Source organism: Mesorhizobium sp. LCM 4577 (genome assembly GCF_001854795.2).
GTDB classification, from domain to species: domain Bacteria; phylum Pseudomonadota; class Alphaproteobacteria; order Rhizobiales; family Rhizobiaceae; genus Mesorhizobium; species Mesorhizobium plurifarium.
In genome coordinates this window covers 1-14,563 of the sequence record NZ_MDDU01000005.1, presented here as the reverse complement: position 1 = coordinate 14,563, position 14,563 = coordinate 1, and the positions used below count along the sequence as shown (strand labels likewise).

Sequence of the window (14,563 nt, the reverse complement as noted above, 5' to 3'; positions counted from 1 at the left end):
TCGCTGCGGTCGGATCAGATCACCACCTGGGTGCCGATCTCAACGACTCGCCCGGTCGGTATCTGGAAATACTCCGTCGCATCGGCCGCCGTCCGCGCCAGGCTAATGAACAGCTTGTCCTGCCACACCGGCATGCCGGAATTGGGCGAGGCCTTGAGCGAGCGTCGGGACAGGAAGAAGGAGGTCGACATGATGTCGAATTTCCAGCCCTGCTTGCGGCATATCGCGAGCGCACGCGGGATATTCGGCTGCTCCATATAGCCGAAGGTCAGCGTCACTCGCATGAACAGCTCGTTAAGAATTTCCATCTTCACCCGCTCCCCGTCGGGCACTACCGGCTGTGGTGCCGTGACCACCGAAAGGATGACGTTCTGCTCGTGCAACACCTTGTAGTGCTTGAGACTGTGCATGAGCGCGGTCGGGGCGCTCAGCGGATCGCTGGTCAGGAACACCGCCGTGCCCGAGACCAGATGGGGCTTCTTCTTCAACAGATTGCCGGCAAGAAAATCGAGCGGGATCTCGTTGCGGCGGGTCTTGTCGAATAGGTAGCGGCCGCCGCGCACCCAGGTCCAGATAATGATGCACATAACCAACGCAATGGTCAGGGTGACCCAGCCTCCTTCGATCACCTTAATGATGTTCGAGCCGAGGAATACCAGGTCCACGATCAGAAAGAGTGCCGCCGCTGCAAGGGCGCCGGTGAGTGACCAGTTCCAGATTCGGCGCATGACGATGAAGAGAAGCAGGTCCGTGACCACCATCTGGCCGGTGACGGAGATACCATAGGCCGACGCGAGGTTACCCGACTTCTGGAACCCCAGCACCAGCATCATGACGCCGATGCCGAGCAACAAATTGACCCTCGGAAGATAGATTTGGCCAACTTGCGTCTCGGATGTGTGCAGGATGCTGAATCGGGGAAGAAGATTCAGCTGAACGGCTTGACGCACCAGCGAAAACGCCCCGGAAATCACAGCTTGACTGGCGATGATCGTGGCGGCGGTGGCCAAGGCGACCATCGGCACCAGCGCCCAGCGAGGCTGCATGTCGAAGAAAACATTCTCAGGCAATTCGGTGCGGGTCAAAACAAAGGCGCCTTGCCCAATGTAGTTCAGCAAAAGGCACGGGAACACGGTCCACAACCAAGCCATAACAATCGGTCTGCGGCCAAAGTGGCCCAGATCGACATAAAGCGCTTCAGCGCCGGTAACAGCTAGAAAAACGGCGCCGATTGTACTGAGCGCAAGTGCTGGATTGGCCACGAGATAGTGGACGGCGTGGTAGGGGTTGACGGCCCACAACACTCCGGGATTGGTGGCGATATGGCTTACTCCGGAAACCCCTAGCGCGAGAAACCATGCGAATGTGATCGGCCCGAAAACGCCTCCAATGGCGCCGGTTCCGAATCGTTGGACCGCGAAGAGCCCAGCAAGAATGACAAGCGTGACTGGTAAGACGTACGGCTGAAGGGCCGGCGTAACGGTCTCAAGACCTTCCACCGCAGCGAGCACCGAGATCGCTGGCGTGATCATAGAGTCTCCCGTAAACAACGCCGCGCCAAGCACGCCCAAGACCAAAATGGCAGCTGAGCGGGCCGGAAAACGACTGCCGGCCAGGGACATCAGGGAGAGCGTGCCGCCTTCGCCCTTGTTGTCCGCTCGGAGAACAAATGTGACGTACTTAACTGTCACGATGAGGATTAACGCCCAAACGATCAACGAAAGAATGCCGAGCACATCCTCACGTGTCGCCGATCCGTCCGATGCCGCAACAAGCAGCGCTTCGCGAAACGCGTAGAGAGGACTTGTCCCGATATCGCCGTAAACGACGCCGAGAGCGCCGAGAATCAATATCCGCACGCTCTGCTGCGAGTGGGCATGCGCAGCGGATTGTGCTGCTGCACCCTCGCCGTCGCTTGCATCGGCATTGCTCATGAACCCGCTCCTCCGGCTCGCGCCGTTTTCTGACCTTCGCCTTCCCGGCTGCTTACGGTCGAGCATGCCGGAAATGTTGACGATCAAGGGCCAGGGCCAGAAAGCGACCCACGACATCGACGAACGTCGAAGGGGTCGCGGGACGTTCATCGGGGTTGAATGCGAGCCCAATGACCGCGCGCGGGCCCCCTGCCGTTGTTTTTACAGGCCAGAAGTCAAAGCGCGAGGTCAACGCCGGATAGACTCCGGCGCGCACGACATGTCCTGCGGCCAATGACGATTGCGCCGCCTCAATCTCGGCTTCCTGCGGCTCAACATTGCCGGCTTTCTCGACGGAAACCCTCTTGCCATCCAAAACGAGAATGACGACTGGAACTTGGAAGAGCGCTGCAAGCATGTGGCAGGTGATCGAGACGATCGCCTTCGCATTGTCGATAGCCGCGACGTCGCGACTATAGTTTTGCAGCATCCTTTCCTGTCTCCTCAGGAGCGCGGCTTCGATTGCGCGGCGCCGGGAGGTAAAGGCCACGCCGCTGACGACAAGTCCGACGAAGAAAAGCAGTCCGATCGCCCAGACGTTGGCCGGTTCATCGACGATCAGCGTGTAGCGAGGCTCGGTGAGGAAGAAATTGTAGGCGAGTGCACCAAGTATCGCCGAAAAGAGCGAGGGGCCCAAACCAAGCCCGACGGCCCCTATGATCACCGGCACCACAAATATGAGCGAGATGTTCGGGATCGCCACCTGGCTGTCGACACCGGCAGCCACCACCGTCGCGAAGGCGGTCATTGCAAACGAAGCAACATAGCGCACTGCAGCGGGAGCATCGGCCAAGCCGAAAAGTGAATCGGCACCCGGAGACGCTGTAAATTCCTGTTGTATCCTCGGATTGATATCGGCCATCGCTTCACTCCCCGCCGGGGTTGCCGAACGCCCAAACGTAGGCCGACACGCATAAAGATTCCATTCGTGAGACGGACCCAAGATATAAAGATTCCATAGTCGAAATCCGGCGGATCCGGGAACTCAGTGCGCGCTTGCCGCCCTCGGCGGTAGAGCGCCCACAACGGCAGCCGGCGCCTCTCTCGTAGGCAGAAAAGAGGGAGGCCTGCCCCCCCGCGCGGGGGCGCGCGAGAGCAGGGCGTCCTCGTTTAGCCGCCGCTTTGCAATCGGCAGCCCCAAGGCGCTCCCCCCGGGCCCCTGGAATCTGGCACGGCAGAACCGCTCCAAGATGCCAGGAGGGGTGTCGTGGACTTCGATGGCTCGAGTAGGCCCTGCGCAGTCGACGCGACGGGCGATTGAGCCGGACATGCTCGACATGGCAGGAGGGCGGGACCGGAACCCCGCCCTCGGCGTTCATCCGAGAGCTGCCATCTGCATTTCGGCCGCCTTGCGGTCGACGGATTGGCCGGGGTTTTCGACCGGACGCTCGAACGGCTTCCAGGCCTCGCCCACAACCTGCTCGTAGGCCGCGATAGCCCCCTCGGCGGCCATGCGCAGCGCATGGGCTTGTAGTGCCATATCGGCGGCGAATTCGCGCTTGCGTTGGGCAGCGCTGTCGAAGCCGACCGGTCCTGCGACGTCTTCGTTTCGATCGTTGCAGGCCGACTTGGCCGTTGCGTCCCGTGCTTCGGATACCGCCCGGCTGTAGAACTGGCCGGCCCCGTAGGCGGATCCAACAAAGGCACCGACGACGCGTTGCAGGTGTATCTGCATGGCGCGTTCCCCAAGCCCTTCGTCGAGCGCCGCGGCCGTGTCCAGGACGAGCTTTTCGTGCAATTCGCGAATGCCGTCGCTGTCGAGAACCGGAAGGCCAAAACTTTCCGAGACGAGCGAGGACTGTGCGGCGTCGGGACACACGAGCCGGACCATTTGGAAGGTAGTGCCCTTGCGCGGCGGGGCGATACGGGCTGTTGCGCGGGAATTGGCGGCTTTGCTGGTCATTGGCATCTCCTTTCTTCAGCTTCTCGAGGCCAGGACCGGCTCCGTGCCGGCCCTCCCTCGGGCGCGGACCAAAAGAACCGGCGGGATAACGGGCGCTTCAGGGTCCGGGCGGACCGAGACGAGCATGGAAGGTTTGCGGCCAAGCAGGGCTTCCTTCAGCCCTCGCGCGAGACGCGGGCCTGCCATGTCGAGACCGGACCGATCCGGCCGCCCCGCGGCGCGGAACGCGGCCTTGAAGCGGACGGCCGCAGGTTCAGGACCGCCATGAAGCCCGAGTGAGGACCGGCAGGGCCTCGACTTCGACATTGGAACCTAAGGACAGATGATCATGACCTGCCGATTCGCCGACCGGAGGTGGCTCGGCATGCATGCCATGCTGACCCGATCTGTGATCGTGGGCCCGACGCCGGAGGGACCATCATCGGCAGCGCTCGCTCGCGGTCGCGGCCCTACACCTGCCGCCGCAAGGCGAACCTGACGGCGGCAGAGCGATCAACAGGAGGCGAGGTCTATTCGGCAGCCTCCCGGTAGCCATCATCGAGCCCGCCTTTCTCGGGACGTTGATCCTGGCCGCTCAGACTCTCGACTTCGGGCCCGAGGTCGTCATCGACTTCGGCGACGGTGCTCTTGGACAGCCATTCGGTCAGGCTCGCCGCATCGGGAGTGAACAGCGCAGCCGGGTGGACGAAGGGCCTCTCTTTGAAGTGCTCGACGAGCGCGGCCCGCGTGTCCCTTACGCGCGCCCGCGGCAGGACCGGCGTGTCGGCGCAGGAGCCCTCGAGTGCCGGACGCGAGAGACAGGAGAGGAAGTCCTCGGTGCCCATATTGGCGAGGAAGCTGTCTGCCCCAATCGCGCCGCCCGCGACGAGTGCCACTACGCCGGACTTGCTCATGCCCTCGCGGCAGGAGAGTGCATCGATGAGGACGCCCCGGGCGGCAATGCGCAAGGTTTCGGCGTCGAAGGCGAACTTCCCCTCGGCATCGAAAAGTGTGGCTGCGTGCCGAGGCATGCAGCGACCGAACCCATGATTGCCGCCAGCACCGGAATCGACGCGTACGTTCTGGCCAGCGAAGGCGAGAACGAGCAACGCCAACAGCGTGTGGTCCGTGATCGGCGCCCGCGACAGCGCCTCGTGCAGAGCATCGGTGCGCAGGTCGCCGATCATCTCGATTCCCTTGCGGGTCATATCGGGACGGGACTTCGGGATCACGACCGCCTCGGCGGCTTCCGTCGAATTGGCCTTCTTCTTGGCCTCGGTCAGGCGGAACTGGACGGTCTTCACCTTTCCCTCGCGGTCGAGATACATCGCGGTGCGATCCGACTTCTTCGGCGTGCCATAGACGCGCTCCGCCTTCGGCGGCAGCTTCACCTCGCCATAGGCGTTCGGTTCGGTGATGACGCCCTTCTTGGGCAGGTTCTGCGTCATCCATTCCTGCTGGGCGCCGAGGAAGGCCTCGACGTCAGTGGTGTACCGGCTGTCCTGGTCGGCCGGCGCGAACAGATCCTCTACCCAGGCGATGCCGTAGGCCTCGCGCAGCTCGTCGCCAAAGCTTGCGTCGCGCGCGTACATGCGTCGCTTGGTTAGACCGTTGGCGATGCTCCACCACGACACCTGCGGGTCGTCCTTGCTGGGCCTTTTGGCCTTCCAGACCTCCTTCTGCTCCTCAAGCGAAGCGGCCGCAATGGTGCGAAGCTGCTGCTCGTTCGGCATATCGCCCTTGGCCATTGCCTCGAGCATCGCCGGCAGCACATTGGCGAGCAGGCGCAGCTTCTTGATCTGGCGCACCGACTGCGCGAGCGCGATCGCAACGGACTCTTCGGTCCAGTTCAGCGCGACGAGACGCTCGATGGCACGCCAAAGATCCACCGGGTTGAGCTGCTCGTGCGTGATGGAAGTAGCCAGCGAGCGCATCGCGCCGCCGTCCTCGGCTCGAGGCACGACCAGAACGGCGACCTCTTCGATACCCGCAGCGATCGCCTGCTTCGCGCGCCGATGACCCTGATCGATGACGAAGCCATTGCCGCCATCGGCTTCAGCGAAGACGATCAGTGGTTCGACGACGCCGATGGCCTTGATCGTTGCGAGCAGCAAGGCGTCCGCCTGCGGGCTCGACTTGGAGCGCCGGGCCTTGTCAGGATTGTCCTTGAGCGAGCGCGGATCGACAAACTTCAGTTCCATTGGAATGCTCCTTGGGGGTTATGGACAGGCCCTTCGCCAGTCCTTTCTGGTCTTCTTTCCGAAGACATCCTCCGGACCGCGGAGCGGGTGGGACGAGGCAATTGCGCTGGAGCATCCCTGCCCGGCTGGCCAAGCGGGGCTTCTTCAGCCTTGCGCAGGACGACGGGCCGGGATTGCGACCGGCGCGGTTGAGCGTCAGCGTCGGCGGACCACCCGATCTGCGAGCAGTCCTCCTTGTGTTTTCGCTTCTCTCCTCTCTGGAACTCCCTTCAGGTCGAGCCGGCGAAAGCTCAGAACGTGGAGGCAAGCTACGTCGCCTGCACCTCATGCTCGACGTCTCGACCTTCCGAGGGATGTCCGAAAAAACTTCTGACGCCCGGGTCGAGGAGAACGGCCGTGATCTGATCAATCGAGAACAATGGCTATTCGCAACGTCGTGCGTGTCAGCTCGTCGGCGGCGCTCTCATTCTCAGATCGGCGTTCCAATCATCCGCTACGGGTCGAAGGCGATCACTGCAGCACCGAGCTTGCTCCCTCAATCCGAACAGCCGGTCGGCATAGATTTCGCCTTGTTTGTTGTTGTCGGTAGCCGCGACGATCTCAACACCGGGCTTGGCGGCAAGCGCGCGGAGCGCCGCATCGGTCGCTGGCGACCAGCCGCCCCCGGTGCTGAGATAGAAGGTGTCGCCGCGAAAGCCCTCTAGCGCGGCAAGGCTCATGGCGTCGATGGCCGCTTCGGTCACGCAAAGGCGTAGCGCATCAGGGCTACCGAGGCGGAACAGCACCTTGGCGCCGCCGGTGGCAAAGCCGCGCCAGTCCGGTCCTCGTTCCTCCCAGCCAGTGACGGTGCCGTTGCTGTCGACATGGGCGGCCCACATCGAGCCGTGCGGGCCTTCGCGCAGGGCGCCGGCGCTGATTGCGGCGCGGACGATGCGGTCGGGAAGATGGCGGGCCCCGGTCAGATAGCGCCAGGTGGCTGATCCGCGCCATGGACTGCGCCGTGCGTGCCAGCGCTCCGGTATCGACAGATCAGGCTCCCGCTCACGCGACACCCGCTGCCAGACCGGCTGGCACGGCACGAACCCGACGAGGCTGGCGACCTCGTTCATGGCTTCTACGAACGGCACCTTCTCAAGATGTTCGACCAGGCGAAAGACATCGCCTTTGCCGTCGCCGAGTGGGTCAAACCAGCCCTTGCCGCTGTGGATGACGATGATGATTGAAGCCTCACGGCGATACTTCATCGCCTTGCGCGTGCTCTCCTTGACGTCCAGGGCGAACCCCGCGCGCTCCAGCACCGCAGCGCAGGGTACCTCATCCTTTAGCCTTTCAAGTTCTGCTTTTTCCATTTCGCCCGCGCACCTTTGCGGCGCCTCCCTTCCATCCGGTTCTCGTCCCAAATGATTGGGCAGGGACAGGAGGCCGCGAAGAGCCAGGCGGGCAAGGGCGCGGCATACAATGCCGTGATGGTGGCGGGTTGCGCCGCGGCGCAGCTTCCCTTGCCAGCCTTGGCGCGCAAGCGGCACGGTGGGCCGCGCCGTTCTCTGCGACACTCTGCTTCCGCGACGACTGCACGCCCCGGGTCTTTGCTCCTCTTTTCCCTCGGCAATCCGTCGGTCAAAATTCCGCCCTTGTCGGCCTCTCCGTCGGGAGAGCCAATGCTCTCCCGACCAATGTGAAAAGGGCGTACAAAGTGGAGGCACCGAAATGTCCGTATGCGCAAACAAGTCAGTTCGGTGCCGGAGCAGGTTCGTGGCCCTGAGACCGGTTCAACAGGGCGGCCGAAGGAGCATCAGCATAGCGCCGCCGTAAGGCGGGATGCGGGACCGACAGCCCCCGGCGAAGGGCGCCGTATGAAAACGACCAGTCCGGTTCTGTGATAATGGCCTCAACGTGATAGATACCAAATGAAAATCGAGTGAGAAATGCCGCAGAAGCGTGCGTCAAGAAGCCGATTTCTGGACGGTCGGGGTGTCGGCAGGCCGCCAGGTTTCCATGGCATTGTAGCGGGAGCTGATACTTCCGACTTCCTGCAACGGGTGAGTGGTTGAGGCTGGCGTATTTGGCTTGGACCCTGCCTGAACGACTGCTTTGTGTCGTTATCATCTCGCCAGCAGCACGCACCGCTTCCAGTCGCGCCGCTCCCAAATCCGCGAGATCGACCCCATCGGTGCCTGGGTCCGATAGACGCGCCCCCTGACGCGGCGTTTGGCACCGACACGTTTCGTCGCAAGCTGCGTCTGATGAAGAGTCCTTTCGCGCCCCTCACAAGAGGTTTGCGTTGCTGATCTTTGGCCCAGTCATCCACGGCGGCGCTGTGGGCACGTCCTCGATCACGCCAACCTTGCGGGCCCAAGTCGTAAAGGCCTTGTGCGCGGCCTCGACCGGTTTGCGACCGTCATAAGCCGAGTAGCACGCTTCGCAGGCCGCCGCGTGAAGCAGGCCGCGTCTCTCCACAGGCCATTCTTCCAAAAACTCAATGGCATCCATCAGGCAGTCGATCTTTTGGATGTAGCCGTCCTGCCCTACGAAAACCGGCTGCTTGAAAGCATCACTTTCCATAGTGACCTCCCTTCAACAACTAACCCGTTGATCGTTACCCAAATGCACCGGTAATGTTCGAACACCTGCACGCCCGGCTGGAGACCAAGAGAAAAGATTGGAAGGAGCTCTTCTCGGTTCAAGAGGTTCCCGCGAGACCTCACCGGCAGCACCTGAACGCCCAGTGAACATCGATGGCAGGCCCTGCTGCCCGGGTGCTAGGAGCGAACGACCAGCGGCACAAGACCCTCGTGCCGGTCGTCGAGATAGCACACGACCCGGTCGCCGACGCGTTGGAAATTGAGGTCGACCTTCGCCTCGCCCACGGTTAAGTGCCGGATGACGATGTTGTCGATGCCTATCGGCAACCGCGGCCGTTCGACATTGATCTCGCGCTTCCAACCGTCGATGCGGATTCCCAGGCAGGCCTGCAGCATCATGAACGCGGAACCGGCCGACCATGCCTGCGGCAGACAGGCGACGGGATAGGCAATCGGCGCATCGCCGATGGCCCGCGTAAAGCCACAGAACAGCTCCGGAAGCCGCATGTTGAAGCGGACGGCCGCCTCGAACATGCTGCTCATAAGCTTCACGACACTGGTGCGCTCCTGGTAGCGGGCTAGCCCGGCGGCACAGATTGCCGTGTCGTGCGGCCAGATCGAGCCGTTATGGCAAGACATCGGATTGAACGGAATCTCGTCGACGGCCAACGTGCGAACGCCCCAACCCCTGTGCAGATGGCCCGACAGCAACTGCCCCATGAGACGAATCATAGCACATCTCGGGGCGAAATGCCGCCTGAAGGCCATCGCCCATGGCACCGAACTTGCAGAAAGCGCCGTTGTTTCACCGCGCCTTCGTAAAAAACACATCTCTTTGCCGGCTAGGTACATTGGCCCTCCGAAGAAGGAGCGGACGGCGTAGGTGCTCCTCGGACAAACGGAGGGGTGGCCCCAGGCATTCGGTCGTGATTGAGGCGAGGCATATGCCGCTACATAATCGCCAGAAGCTCCCGGCCTTTTTTCAGTCAGGGATCATCAGAGAAGGTCCCGTTGCATGATTGTCGAATTCGTGGGTCCGGCGGGCTCTGGGAAGACGACAATCGCACATGCGCTCTGTCATCATTTGCGAGCCCACGGGCATCCTGCCAGCGTTGTTCTCACTTACCGGCCCGGCGGTTATCAATCCATGCTGGACCCCGGGGGCATCATACCCGCCATTCACCGTGTTGCCCGTGCGATTGCAGGACCGATCAGCATGGCGTGCCGACCGGTTACGAACGCCGCCGACTTCAGAGTTAGCACGCGCCTAATGAATACGCTGCCGCCTCAGAATCTGATTTGGCGCATCAGACTGGCTCAATACGTACTCCGACTGGCCCGTGCATGGCGCCAGTCAATCGGTTGCGAGGACATTCTGATTTTTGATCAAGCATTCGTTCAAGTCGTGTCGACACTTGCTCTCTTGAGCGGATCTGCGAACGAAAAGTCGCTGGCCAATGCGTTAGACATCGTTCCCACGGCGGACATCGTGGTCCGAATCAATGCTTGCGAAGGTCTGCGCATAGAGCGCCTCAGGGACCGACAGCGGCGCCAAAGCTTTGCCGAGCGCTTGTTCGAGGCCAAGTTGGAGGCGAATCTCCGATCGGCACAGACTGTCGACCAGGTATGTGGTTTGCTGAAAGCGCGCGGTCGATCCATCGTAGACGTCGACACAAGTCGTCGGCTTTCGCCAACTCTGGCGTTGGATGATATCGAGGAGCAAATTTTTGAGGCGCTCTGGCGCGCCGGCTGATATCAACTGCACCTGCCGGCTGATGTTCATTAGCAATCGCTTGACGAGGCCCTCAGCCGCGCCAGACTCCTCGTATGGCGACGGGCTCTTTCAATATCGGCGATGAGTCGCCATCACCGCGACCGTACGCAGGCGGGTGACAGAGGATCGGGTGAGCGTTTGGCTCCCATCCTATGGCCAGCCGCATTCCATCGTTGACCGAACATAAAGGTCAAGCACGGCCAGCCGATCCTGATAGGGGACGTGACGCGGCTCCGGGATTTGTGTCCGGACATTCAGATCGCGCTCTTCGAGAGCTGAACCGTTCAGTCGGAGACGCAAACGAAGCTGCGCGGTGGTTGAATGTCAGCCGGTCCTTTTCGTAGAGAACATCGCGCTACCCGAGACCTTGGTTCGCCAGGGCATCGGTCTTCAGCGCAACGGACCGCGGGCAGCAAAGTCGTCGAGACGCTTGCCCCACGACATGGTCAGCACCGTGTCGAAAACTGGCATCCGGCATGCGACAGAAAGGCTGCGAACTCGCCGCTACCAAGTGGAAGGCCAGTGTGGGCGCAAAACTGTCGCTCATGTCGTGGACAGCTTCGTGTCAACCGTGCGCTACCGGTCTTTGCAGCACCGAGGCACCCCACCATGCCCGACACTGTAGAAGGGGTCGTGCGCTCTCCGACTGGGAAGGCGGCATGCTCCCCACTCGAACCCCTGAAGTTGCACAAGCCTCCTATTTGTACGCCAAGACCGCAATTTGCCGCAGTGCTTGATCGGCGTGCTTTCGTCGGAGGTTGATGCAATCTAGATCCTGACCTCTGAACGGAAGTCCGTGGGCTGGGCGGACATGTGCCGGTGAAATCATGAAAAGCGACTCCCTCTCCTATCCTCCTCGTGGCCTCTCACGCGAAGAAGCCGCCCGATATGTTGGTGTGGGAATAACCAAATTCGACCAGATGGTTGCTGACCGCCGCATGCCGAAGCCGAAGAAAGTTGACGGTCGCGTGATTTGGGATCGGCTCAAACTCGAAGCGGCCTTTGGCGAACTACCTGGAGACGATGAAGAAAATATCGTCGACTTCCTGTTGCAAGGGAATCATCGCAGGGAATAGATTCATTCTGCCATGACCGACAAATATCCCGGCCTCTCCTCCTACACCGACCGCCATGGCAAAGTTCGCTGGCGCTATCGGACGAAGGAGCGTGTGGTTAGTCTGCCGGCCCCCAATCAGGCGGGTTTCAAGGAGGCCTACCAAGCAGCGGTCGAGGGCCGGAAAGTCCCCAAGGCTCCCGTCGTCCGTATGCCTGGAGCCGCCCTGCCCGGCACGTTTGGAGCGGCATTTCAACGGTTGAAGATCTCGGTCAAGTGGCTGGCGCTTGACGAAGCCAGCAAGCGCAAGAACACGCAGCTGATTGAAGAGTTCCTGGAACTCCGGGTGGTCGCAGATCACCCGCTCATCTGGCGGGATGTAGCGGTAAAGAACCTTCGACGTATTCATATTGAAGAGCTTCTTGGCCGCTTCATCGCCACGCCCCACAAGGCCAAGCATCTTCTGGTGGGCATACGCAAGCTGGTCTATGTCGCGCTGCGGCAAGACTGGATCGAAATCGATCCCACAGCGGCGGTCGAATGGCGTCCCGCCTATGCCGGTTGGAAAGCTTGGTCGCGCGAAGCGATGGCGCAATTCGAAAACCGTTGGCAACTCGGCACCGCGGCACGCACTTGCTACGGCTTGGCGCTCTGGCTGGGCAACCGTCGCGGCGATGTCGCGGGCCTGCGCTGGGATCAGAGGGTGACCCGCCGTGTCTTCATCGACGGTGTCGAACGTCACTTTGACGGGTTTGATATCGTTCAGAGCAAGAACAAGGGACGAACTGGCGGCAAGCGGCTTTTCGTGCCGATCACACCGATGTTGTCTGAGATCCTGGATGCGGCCGACAGGCGCGGCGAGACCGTTCTGGTCAACGGCTATGGTGAACCGTTCTCCGCCAAGTCGCTGACAGGAATGATGGCGCATTGGTGCAAGCTTGCGGGTCTGCCGAAGGGGTTGACCCTGCATGGACTGAGGAAGTCGCTTGGCGTCTATCTGGCGGAGGCCGAGGCCTCGACCAGGCAGCTCATGGACGTGCTGGGTCACGACGATATCGATCATGCCGAGCTCTATTCGCGTGAGGCATCGCAGGTTCGGCTGGCGGTCCAGGGAATGGATCGAGTCGTGCGCCTTGTGACGCGCAAGCCGATGCTTGGCGAACCTATTGGCGAACCTCGTGGCGAACCACCCTATAAAGCATTAATAAATAACGATAATGGTGGGCCCGGAGGGACTCGAACCCCCAACCAAGCGGTTATGAGCCGCCGGCTCTAACCATTGAGCTACAGGCCCCACGCGGGCTGGCTTAGTGTTTTTCTTGTCGTCGCACAAGGCTTTCGAAAGCGCTGGCGCAAAACGCCAAAATCAGCCCATATTCGCGCCGTAGAGCGGCCTGCGCCCATAGGGCGCGAAACAGGTCCGGCCCTTGCGCCGCACTGCCGGGAATCGATGCCTTTGCGGGTCGAGGCAGATGCGGCTCGGGGCTGCGGACCGCAGACTTCGAGGAGTTTTCATGACCAGACATCTTTTGCCCATCGCGCTCGCTGCCGCGGTCGCGTTTCCGGCGCTGGCAAGCGCCGCCGACACCCAGCCTCCGCCCCGCATCATCGTGTCCGGCGAAGGCGAAGCGACGGTGGCGCCGGACATGGCGATCCTTTCACTCAGCGTCATGCGCGAGGCCAAGAGCGCGCGCGAAGCGCTCGATGCCAACAACGACGCCATGGCGGCGGTGATCGCGGCGATGAAATCCGCGGGCATTGCCGAACGCGACCTGCAGACTGCCGGCATACAGATCAACCCGCGCTACAACTACACCAACAAGGCCGACGGCAGCCAGGAGGCGCAGCTCGTTGCCTACCAGGTGACCAACACGCTGTCGGTGCGCGTGCGCGATGTCGACAAGACGGGCGAGATTCTCGACAAGGCGGTGTCGCTCGGCGTCAATCAGGGTGGCGGCATCGCCTTCACCAATGACGATCCGAAGGCGACGATCACCGAGGCGCGCAAGAAGGCCGTCGCCGACGCCATGGCCAAGGCAAAGACGCTTGCGGAAGCGGCGGGCGTCAGCCTGGGCAAGGTGCTCGAGATCACCGACCAGAATATCGCGCCGGCGCCGATGCCGATGGCGGCCAAGTCGTTCGATGCGGCGCGTTCGGCCGTCCCGGTGCAGGCCGGCGAGAATTCCTACAACGTCCAGGTCACGGTCACCTTTGAGTTGAAGTAACGACCGGCCGGCGCCGCAGGCGCGCCACCGACACGCAAAAAAGCCCCGGAGGGTCGACCCTCCGGGGCTTTTTCGAGCCGCGCCTCACCTCGAAGGGCTCCGCTAGTCGATTGATCTTCGCAGAAGATCATATCTCATAGGCGATCCCGCGGGGGATCGTCCGCACAGGCGATCCTCGCGAAGGGTCGCCCTTTCAGCCTCAGCGATAGATGATCGGGCAGCCGCGCTCGTTGGCGAACACCACCACCACGCGGTCGCCATACTGGCGGCCGGCGACCTTCACCGTGCGACGGCTGATGTCGACGATGCGGACGCGATGCAGACCCATGCGCTCGGCTTTGTCGAGGGCGCGGTCCGGCGAGCAGCCACGCCAGTCCCGATCGCGACGCCAGTCGCGGCGATAGCCGTCGTCGTCGCCGGTGTAGATGCCGAAACGCGGGTCGTGCCTGTCCCCGAAACCGAGATAGAGGCTGTCCGCATGCGCCGGAATGGCGGCCAAGGCGCCAAGTCCGACCAGGGCCGAAAGAGCTGCCGTCTTGATCGTGTTGAACATCGTCTTCTCTCCTTGTTGTGGGCTGTCGCCCTTAGAACCGATGATGGGAAAATGCCTTTTTGCGTCTGAATTTTCCGCGAACCGGCCATTCATGTCCGGTTCATGTAAGCGCGAACCCGTCAGGGTTCGTCGCCCTTGGTGCCAAATGCGGACCTGATAAGTCCGCCCTCAAACGCGAACCCGCCCAGGTTCGTTGCTCGTAGTGCTTAAACGCGAACCCCATACGATTCGTCCTTAAACGCGGACCCTTCAGCTTTCGTCATCAATATGCGTTGCGAGCCGGTTACGGTTCGTCATCAAGGCGCGAGCCCGTCAGGGC

General features: G+C 61.8%; 10 protein-coding genes, 1 tRNA gene and 3 pseudogenes. 4 read left to right on the top strand and 10 right to left on the bottom strand.

Translation table 11 applies throughout. The features are described from left to right. Positions 1-14: 14 nt before the first annotated feature. The 8 genes and pseudogenes from LCM4577_RS09735 to LCM4577_RS09700 form a co-directional block, all read right to left on the bottom strand. Positions 15-1,934, bottom strand: coding sequence for a potassium transporter Kup (locus LCM4577_RS09735; RefSeq protein WP_071070957.1), 1,920 nt, complete (start codon positions 1,932-1,934; stop codon positions 15-17). 52 nt (positions 1,935-1,986) lie between these two features. After that, entirely contained in the window at positions 1,987-2,835 is an 849-nt protein-coding gene (locus LCM4577_RS09730; protein WP_041002411.1) for a DUF4118 domain-containing protein, read from the bottom strand. Between the two features lie 453 nt (positions 2,836-3,288). Beyond that, positions 3,289-3,876, bottom strand: a complete 588-nt coding sequence (locus LCM4577_RS09725; protein WP_041002409.1) for a hypothetical protein — start codon at positions 3,874-3,876, stop codon at positions 3,289-3,291. A 509-nt stretch (positions 3,877-4,385) separates the two neighbouring features. Next, positions 4,386-6,056 (bottom strand): ParB N-terminal domain-containing protein, encoded by a 1,671-nt coding sequence (locus LCM4577_RS09720; protein WP_041002407.1) that lies wholly within the window; start codon positions 6,054-6,056, stop codon positions 4,386-4,388. A gap of 443 nt (positions 6,057-6,499) precedes the next feature. Further along, positions 6,500-7,405 (bottom strand): DUF3991 and toprim domain-containing protein, encoded by a 906-nt coding sequence (locus tag LCM4577_RS09715; protein WP_071070955.1) that lies wholly within the window; start codon positions 7,403-7,405, stop codon positions 6,500-6,502. A gap of 379 nt (positions 7,406-7,784) precedes the next feature. Then, positions 7,785-8,219, bottom strand: a pseudogene (locus tag LCM4577_RS09710) (hypothetical protein); the annotation flags it as partial. Between the two features lie 102 nt (positions 8,220-8,321). Next, a complete protein-coding gene (locus LCM4577_RS09705; RefSeq protein WP_041002404.1) occupies positions 8,322-8,618 on the bottom strand; it encodes a DUF982 domain-containing protein in 297 nt (98 codons plus the stop codon). Between the two features lie 197 nt (positions 8,619-8,815). Continuing rightward, positions 8,816-9,352: pseudogene (locus tag LCM4577_RS09700) on the bottom strand (amylo-alpha-1,6-glucosidase); the annotation flags it as partial. Between the two features lie 301 nt (positions 9,353-9,653). Here LCM4577_RS09700 and LCM4577_RS09695 point away from each other — a divergent pair. From LCM4577_RS09695 to LCM4577_RS09685, 3 genes and pseudogenes are all read left to right on the top strand, one after another. Then, positions 9,654-10,391 (top strand): AAA family ATPase, encoded by a 738-nt coding sequence (locus tag LCM4577_RS09695; RefSeq protein ID WP_116390019.1) that lies wholly within the window; start codon positions 9,654-9,656, stop codon positions 10,389-10,391. Between the two features lie 848 nt (positions 10,392-11,239). Further along, positions 11,240-11,488, top strand: a complete 249-nt coding sequence (locus tag LCM4577_RS09690; protein ID WP_082048681.1) for a hypothetical protein — start codon at positions 11,240-11,242, stop codon at positions 11,486-11,488. Between the two features lie 12 nt (positions 11,489-11,500). Then, positions 11,501-12,493 (top strand): annotated as a pseudogene (locus LCM4577_RS09685) (tyrosine-type recombinase/integrase); the annotation flags it as partial. Between the two features lie 191 nt (positions 12,494-12,684). On the opposite strand, the gene LCM4577_RS09680 reads toward LCM4577_RS09685, so the two are convergent. Continuing rightward, positions 12,685-12,760: transfer RNA gene (locus tag LCM4577_RS09680), tRNA-Ile, on the bottom strand. 220 nt (positions 12,761-12,980) lie between these two features. Between LCM4577_RS09680 and LCM4577_RS09675 the strand changes: the two genes are divergently transcribed. Beyond that, on the top strand, positions 12,981-13,691 hold the full coding sequence (locus LCM4577_RS09675) for an SIMPL domain-containing protein (protein WP_041002396.1): 711 nt from the start codon (positions 12,981-12,983) through the stop codon (positions 13,689-13,691). A 199-nt stretch (positions 13,692-13,890) separates the two neighbouring features. On the opposite strand, the gene LCM4577_RS09670 is transcribed toward LCM4577_RS09675, so the two are convergent. After that, entirely contained in the window at positions 13,891-14,244 is a 354-nt protein-coding gene (locus LCM4577_RS09670; protein WP_116390018.1) for a hypothetical protein, read from the bottom strand. Between the last annotated feature and the right edge of the window lie 319 nt (positions 14,245-14,563).